Raw genomic sequence first — 5,785 nt, forward strand, 5'->3', positions numbered from 1 at the left:
AGCACGCTTCAACCAGCCGGCTCTTCGCTTGCGGATCAAATATCCGACTGCCATCTCGCTTCACTCTGATTATTGGCAGTCCATCACATACCGATTCATCCATGTCTTAGGGTGTCCACTGTCAATTGGGTGGACACCCATACTCCGCTTCTACCCTGCAATGCGCCAGGTGCAGAAAATTGAGCGCTTACGTCGTACTCGTCTACTTTGCGGGCAAATGGGCTTTTGGCATGCTGCGCGCCATCGGCAAGGTGGGAAAAGCGTTCTCGCAACTCAAGACGCCGCGCGTCCCGACGGGCGCGCCTCCGACTCAGACGCCTTCTGAGGCGCCGAAGACGGGCGCGCCTCCGACTCAGACGCCTTCTGAGGCGCCGAAGACGGGCGCGCCTCCGGCTCAGACGCCTTCTGAAGCGCCGAATAAAGCCTATCGGTCTGGTGCACGCGCCGGACGCGCATTGAGATGGCTGATCAACAGGCCCTATCTATTCAGATGGGGGAGCTGGTTATATGCACTGCTGCATTCAAAATCCCTGAATGAGGGGGAAGAGGAAGAGATTAAACGGATTCATCAACAAGAGCAGCAGTGGCTGCAAAGCCGGAATCCGAATGGCGCGGCGTTGGAAAATGAACCCCGCGGTATCCGTAATCGCAATCCCGGCAATATCGAATACGGCCCGTTCGCGCGTTCACACGGTGCACTGGGTTCGGACGGCCGGTTTGCGCAGTTCCGCTCAGCGGAACAGGGGTTAAAAGCGCTCGCCGATCTGCTACAGGTGTATGCAAAAAAAGGGAGGGACACGATTCGCCGCATCATCAAACGCTATGCGCCCTCATCCGAGAACAAGACGGAAGCGTATATCGCCAGCGTTGCGAAGCGTCTTGGCGTGGGTGCGGATACCCCACTTGATATGCGTGACTCACGGGTGATTGCGGGGCTGATGAATGCCATTATCCGCATCGAGAATGGCAAAAACCCCTACAGCGCCGACAGGGTGAGCCAGATTGCACAAGCAAGTACCGCGGGCGCCCCGTCTGCGATTGCCCTTGATGAACGCAGCCAGAATCCTTGGGACGCCGTCTCGCCAACCTTCAATCGATGGGTCAATACGGCCAAGCGCGCATCGGGGGGACTCACGACGCTCGCCGAGACGCAGAACCCTTGGGGGACGGGCCTGTTCGATCTCCACACAGCGCCCTTTGATTTCCATCGCGCCGCAGAAGCGGTTGCGGAAACGAAGGCGGCGCATCCCTATCGGATAGAAAGCCGCGCCAGGCTGCCGGATGCGGAACCAGGGCGTGCGAATGCAACTTCGGATGTGTCGATGAACCAGACGCTGAATATCACGGTGAACGGCGTTTCTGACCCGCAGGAAGCGGCGGATGCCATCCAGCACGCGCAACAGAATATCAATGCACAACTTATCCGCAATCTGCGCGGCGCCGTGGTGATATGAATCTCATTGACGACGCCCTCCAGTCGGTGCTGATTCGCGCCCGCCGTTCCATTGGCGAGATCGTTCCGAATGTCGTGATCGAAGAAGTGCATCAGGACGCGCTGACCATTACTGAACATCCCGTCGAACAGGGCGCAGCGATCGCCGATCATGCCTATGTCCGGCCCGCTGAAGTGGTGATGCGCTGCGGCTTCGGGCCAGGCAACGCATTCTCCCGCATGGAATCGAGCGATCCCGCGTGGATGTATCAACAACTGCGGGCGCTCCAGGCTTCCAGACAACCGTTCGATGTCATCACGGGTAAGCGCGCGTATCGAAATATGCTGATCCGTCAGTTGACCGTCACCACCGCCCCTGAAAGTGAGCATGCGCTGATGGTCACCGCGGCGCTGCGGCAAGTCCTGATTGTTCAGACGCAAACGGCCACGCTACCGCCGTCCGAGCATCACGCTGCGCCTGAAAAAACGGCGGAAATCCAGAATCTGGGCACGAAGCAGTTAAAGCCCGTCAGGTCGTCCATTTTGAGCAAGATGGGCAGTTTCTCCGGTGCGCTTGGATTCTCCCAATGACCGCTTCAGCCTTTGAAATTCCGCTGATTGCCGCCCCGCAGACGTTTTTAATCACCCTGGCGGGCATGCAGTATCGATTGACATTGCAGTACCGCGATGCGGCGAAGGCCGGTTGGACGCTGGATATTGCGGATGCAAACAGTCAGCCGCTCGTGTGCGGGATTCCGCTGGTCACGGGCGTTGATCTGCTGGAGCCGTATCCCGATCTCGACATTAAAGGCCAATTATGGGTACAGACCGATGCGAATCCGGATGCTGTGCCGACTTTTAGTGGCTTAGGCCGCGAGAGTCGTGTCTATTTTGTTGCGCAATAGACATTTCTATGGTCGTACAGAGTCTGATTGGGTCTGTTCGCGTCGTCCTAAGCCTTCAGCAATCAAGCTCAGTACAAGCGTATTGAGCGAAACACCTTCAAACTTGGCGCGATGAGCCAATTGAAAATGTATAGATTTGGGTACGCGCGTGACGAACCGACCGGAAGTTTGAGGTATCAGCGTGCTTTCAGGACGATATTTAGGCTCTGGGATGGGTTTATTCGCATCAATACGTGCGGATACCCAACTATAGAAAGCATCACGCGCATTGTCTATTGCTTCGGCCTCGCTTTTGCCATCGGACATACAACCCGGTAAATCAGGAAAGGTGACGAGTACTCCGCCCCCCTCTTCCTCTGACAAAGGGCTAATTAAGTGAGCATATGACTCAAATGGACAAGGCGGAATCACTTTTGGAACGATTTTGATACCTGTTTTACTCATGGTTTATCTCCTCAATTTGGGTGATCAACGCAATGAAACGATGAATGTAGACAGGTTTAATGGGCCGGTGCGCAGGAACGCATACGTCTTCTTCTATGCCAGGTTAGGTAAATACATAATGACTACCCCCGTTATTGCGTACGGATATGCCGTATTGCTGTGCAACAGTCAGCAAGTCATTGATTCGCCAATCGCGTGGATGGCATCGCATCCGTTCCAATGTTTTTACACGTTTATTCATTGCACATATAGTACTATATACAGTATCGAATTACAAGCACAACATTGATGACCCAACAATGGCTACGCAAGGTTTCGCTGATACTCGGCGATGAAGACGGCGAGGCGCTGAACATGTCCGAGTTGCGCGTCGCCTTCTCGGTGCAGGGCGGCGTGGTATTGACCCCTAAACATGCGGATATCCTGATTTTTAACGTCGCGCCGCACACCGCGCAGCGCATTCAGAAAGAATTTAGGTGCGTCGAGTTGCAAGCAGGCTATGCGGACAATGCAGGCTTGATCTTCAGCGGTACGGCGATTCAAATCCGGCGGGCGCGGCTGGGTGCCACCGATACCTATTTGCACATCGTTGCGACCGATGGCGACGCGGCGCATAACTTCAGCGTGGTTCATGCCACGCTCGCCGCAGGCTGGGCCGCTGCTGATGCGCACCAAACATTGACGCAATCCGCAGCGCTTTACGGCGTCACCGCGGGCTATGCGCCGGAATTTCCAGCCACCCGAATGCCACGCGCTAAAACAATGTTTGGCATGTCACGCGATTATCTTGATGCGTTGGCAGCTTCGATGGACGCGACCTGTCATGTTGAGGACGGCCAGTTACAGGTAGTGCCGAATCACGGTTATCTTCCCGGCGAGGCGGTGGTATTGAACGCACAAACCGGATTGATCGGACTGCCGCAACAGACATTCGAGGGCATCATCGCGCGCTGCCTGCTCAATCCCGCGATCAAACGCGGAGCAGCCGTCCAGATCGATCTGTCCAGCATTCAACACGCTCGATACGATCCAGGCTGGACAGCCATGAACGAGAAACTGCCGAGCCTTGCTGAAGACGGCCTGTACAAAGTCTTATATGTCCAGCATCGCGGGGATACGCGCGGCGCGGACTGGACGACCGAACTCATCTGTGCCGATATCCACGGGAAAATGCCACTGACGGGACGTGGCACGCTCGCGGTATAGAAGAATTGGCGGAAGTATCCGCGCATTCCCCTGTGCTTTACCGTGAACCCGTTTCAGCGGAGAAGGTAAGCTGTTCCGTTCCGATCTTCAAAAAGCAAAGGCCCTGTACTGCTCCAACAGTCAGGGCCTTTTGTTTTAACCCCTTGATAGCCCCAAGGAGCAAAACTTCAGTGAAGTATAGCAAAGGAAAATTCAAAATGACACGTGAGGGGATGGTGCTGGAAGCCAGGTTATGCCCGTGGCTGCGATTCTGCATCGGCGCTGCCATGCTTTTTCTGGCCGCTACGCCGCTGATTTACGTCGCGCGCTGGTGGTGATGCAATGGAAATCTCAACGTCACGCCAAAGGAATTTCGCAGAATCCTCCGGCATATCGCCTTCATCGTACTCGTTGGCATTGCCGCATAGCGCGCGCCTGACATCATCCGGGCAATTGCTTTCTTTAAACACGGGTAAATCGTGAGGTCGTCAAAATGTTTGAACTCATTGATCGGAGTCCACAGTTACGAAAATTAGCATGGGGTGCATTGGTTGTCGTCCCTATAACCGCCATCGCCTGGAAAGTAGATGTCATCCTGCTGGCTTGGGCGCGTCTTGCGCATTGAACAGAGCGCGCGCCTGAAACCATCCAAGCCGTCGCTTTCTTTAAACACGGGTAAATCATGAATGTACTGCCTGGAAAAACCACCGCCATATTGCTCTCGTCCGCTGCGCTCTTCACCGCTGGCCTGTGGCTCGGCCATCGCCTCACCCGTGACCACTACCAAGGCATCATCGCGCGTCAAGCGCTGCGTTTTACCGAGGAGCGCCGCAAGCTCAATGAAGCCGCCGCGCAAGCGTGGATAGATGCCGAGCGCAAAGTCCTCTCTGCTGAACGCCAGAAGGAAAAAGAACTCTCCAAAATCGACCATCAATATCAACAGGAACTTCAACATGCCAAAGCTCAGAATGCGCGTACTCTGGCTGATCTGGATACCGCTCGCCGCCTGTACATCGGTATCCGGCCCGCCGCTTGCAGTGGTCGCCGATTGCCCGCAACTTCCTCCACCTCCGGCGTCGATCATGATCCCACGCGAGCCGAACTTTCAGAGCAGGCTGCTCGATTTCTTGTCCAGCTCGCCTTCGAGTCCGATCAGGCCGTCCGCCAACTAACCGCGTGTCAGAACGTCGTGCGGGCAGATCGGGAAGTGCAGGCCAGCCCGCGCTAATGTTGATACAGTGTAAAGCCTCTATCCAGCCACACAATAAAAAAGACCTCATGACGCCGGAAGCCAACCATCGGCGCTTTGCCATTAAAACGAAAAACAAGAATATTCGTATCTTCAGGAATGCAGGACGGAATAGATGAAATGGCGTTGCGGGGGAGTGTGTCGCAGCCTTGCCCGTGTCTACCCGCCTGCATGATGCTCTGCCAGGTCAATTGGCTCAGTTCATGCAATCGCTCAAGGAGCGCGGCTTTTTCTTCTTGGGTACAGCGGGACACACAATGGCTTTTTTGGACATATTCGAGGGAAAATTTAGGCCGCATGTGTTGGGTGGAGAGCGGCGTGACCTGCGGAGTGCGAGAGCGTTTGCCTTGCTTACAAGCAGGCGGTTTGAGCTTACCCATCCGTTAATTTTTAAGCTGCGTGCGGAAATAGTCCTGCATCGCTTTGTGCTCAATCTTTGCTCCGACTCCGACTTCATTAAACGCTTGTACCCAAGGCCCCTCTTGATGCGTGATATCGCGCAGCATCCACGCGGAATATTGGCCGTACACCTGGTATACCTCATCCAAGAGTTCACACGTCTCACGATCA

The 5,785-nt window shown here is 55.1% G+C and carries 9 protein-coding genes; 5 read left to right on the top strand and 4 right to left on the bottom strand.

The window, feature by feature from the left end; genetic code table 11:
* The first annotated feature begins 179 nt into the window (after nt 1-179).
* The 3 genes from CAGGBEG34_RS11425 to CAGGBEG34_RS08115 are packed head-to-tail and all read left to right on the top strand — an operon-like array spanning nt 180 to nt 2,337.
* A complete protein-coding gene (locus tag CAGGBEG34_RS11425) occupies nt 180-1,454 on the top strand; it encodes a hypothetical protein (protein WP_006683209.1) in 1,275 nt (424 codons plus the stop codon).
* Nucleotides 1,451-2,023, top strand: a complete 573-nt coding sequence (locus CAGGBEG34_RS08110) for a phage baseplate protein (protein WP_006683210.1) — start codon at nt 1,451-1,453, stop codon at nt 2,021-2,023. The genes CAGGBEG34_RS11425 and CAGGBEG34_RS08110 overlap by 4 nt, the downstream gene beginning before the upstream one ends.
* Nucleotides 2,020-2,337 carry a phage baseplate plug family protein gene (locus CAGGBEG34_RS08115; protein WP_006683211.1) on the top strand — a complete coding sequence of 106 codons (318 nt, stop codon included), beginning with the start codon at nt 2,020-2,022 and terminating at the stop codon, nt 2,335-2,337. The genes CAGGBEG34_RS08110 and CAGGBEG34_RS08115 overlap by 4 nt, the downstream gene beginning before the upstream one ends.
* Nucleotides 2,338-2,343: 6 nt before the next feature.
* Here the strand turns inward: CAGGBEG34_RS08115 and CAGGBEG34_RS08120 are convergent, their stop codons facing one another.
* Complete coding sequence (locus tag CAGGBEG34_RS08120) at nt 2,344-2,781, bottom strand: type II toxin-antitoxin system HicB family antitoxin (RefSeq protein WP_006683212.1); 438 nt, start codon at nt 2,779-2,781, stop codon at nt 2,344-2,346.
* Between the two features lie 103 nt (nt 2,782-2,884).
* Nucleotides 2,885-3,022, bottom strand: a complete 138-nt coding sequence (locus CAGGBEG34_RS11430; protein ID WP_203224870.1) for a hypothetical protein — start codon at nt 3,020-3,022, stop codon at nt 2,885-2,887.
* A 47-nt stretch (nt 3,023-3,069) separates the two neighbouring features.
* Here CAGGBEG34_RS11430 and CAGGBEG34_RS08130 point away from each other — a divergent pair, with 47 nt between their 5' ends.
* Together CAGGBEG34_RS08130 and CAGGBEG34_RS10385 are read left to right on the top strand one after the other, a co-directional pair.
* Nucleotides 3,070-3,987 (top strand): phage protein, encoded by a 918-nt coding sequence (locus CAGGBEG34_RS08130; RefSeq protein ID WP_006683213.1) that lies wholly within the window; start codon nt 3,070-3,072, stop codon nt 3,985-3,987.
* Nucleotides 3,988-4,648: 661 nt separating this feature from the next.
* Nucleotides 4,649-5,194, top strand: a complete 546-nt coding sequence (locus tag CAGGBEG34_RS10385; RefSeq protein WP_006683214.1) for a lysis system i-spanin subunit Rz — start codon at nt 4,649-4,651, stop codon at nt 5,192-5,194.
* On the opposite strand, the gene CAGGBEG34_RS08150 is transcribed toward CAGGBEG34_RS10385, so the two are convergent.
* Nucleotides 5,191-5,595 (bottom strand): hypothetical protein, encoded by a 405-nt coding sequence (locus CAGGBEG34_RS08150; protein WP_006683215.1) that lies wholly within the window; start codon nt 5,593-5,595, stop codon nt 5,191-5,193. The two genes, CAGGBEG34_RS10385 and CAGGBEG34_RS08150, sit on opposite strands and share 4 nt — an antisense overlap.
* A 3-nt stretch (nt 5,596-5,598) precedes the next feature.
* Nucleotides 5,599-5,785, bottom strand: a 187-nt coding sequence (locus CAGGBEG34_RS08155; RefSeq protein ID WP_042688403.1) for a type II toxin-antitoxin system antitoxin SocA domain-containing protein, incomplete at its 5' end; no start/stop codon positions are given.

Origin of the sequence: Candidatus Glomeribacter gigasporarum BEG34 (assembly GCF_000227585.1) — a bacterium.
Taxonomy (GTDB): Bacteria; Pseudomonadota; Gammaproteobacteria; order Burkholderiales; family Burkholderiaceae; genus Glomeribacter; species Glomeribacter gigasporarum_B.

Excerpts from the sequence above, each read along its gene's own strand:
- CAGGBEG34_RS08110 (WP_006683210.1), top strand. The coding sequence starts at position 1,451 with ATGAATCTCATTGACGACGCCCTCCAGTCGGTGCTGATTCGCGCCCGC.
- CAGGBEG34_RS08115 (WP_006683211.1), top strand. The coding sequence starts at position 2,020 with ATGACCGCTTCAGCCTTTGAAATTCCGCTGATTGCCGCCCCGCAGACG.
- CAGGBEG34_RS08120 (WP_006683212.1), bottom strand. The coding sequence starts at position 2,781 with ATGAGTAAAACAGGTATCAAAATCGTTCCAAAAGTGATTCCGCCTTGT.
- CAGGBEG34_RS11430 (WP_203224870.1), bottom strand. The coding sequence starts at position 3,022 with ATGAATAAACGTGTAAAAACATTGGAACGGATGCGATGCCATCCACGC.
- CAGGBEG34_RS08130 (WP_006683213.1), top strand. The coding sequence starts at position 3,070 with ATGACCCAACAATGGCTACGCAAGGTTTCGCTGATACTCGGCGATGAA.
- CAGGBEG34_RS10385 (WP_006683214.1), top strand. The coding sequence starts at position 4,649 with ATGAATGTACTGCCTGGAAAAACCACCGCCATATTGCTCTCGTCCGCT.
- CAGGBEG34_RS08150 (WP_006683215.1), bottom strand. The coding sequence starts at position 5,595 with ATGGGTAAGCTCAAACCGCCTGCTTGTAAGCAAGGCAAACGCTCTCGC.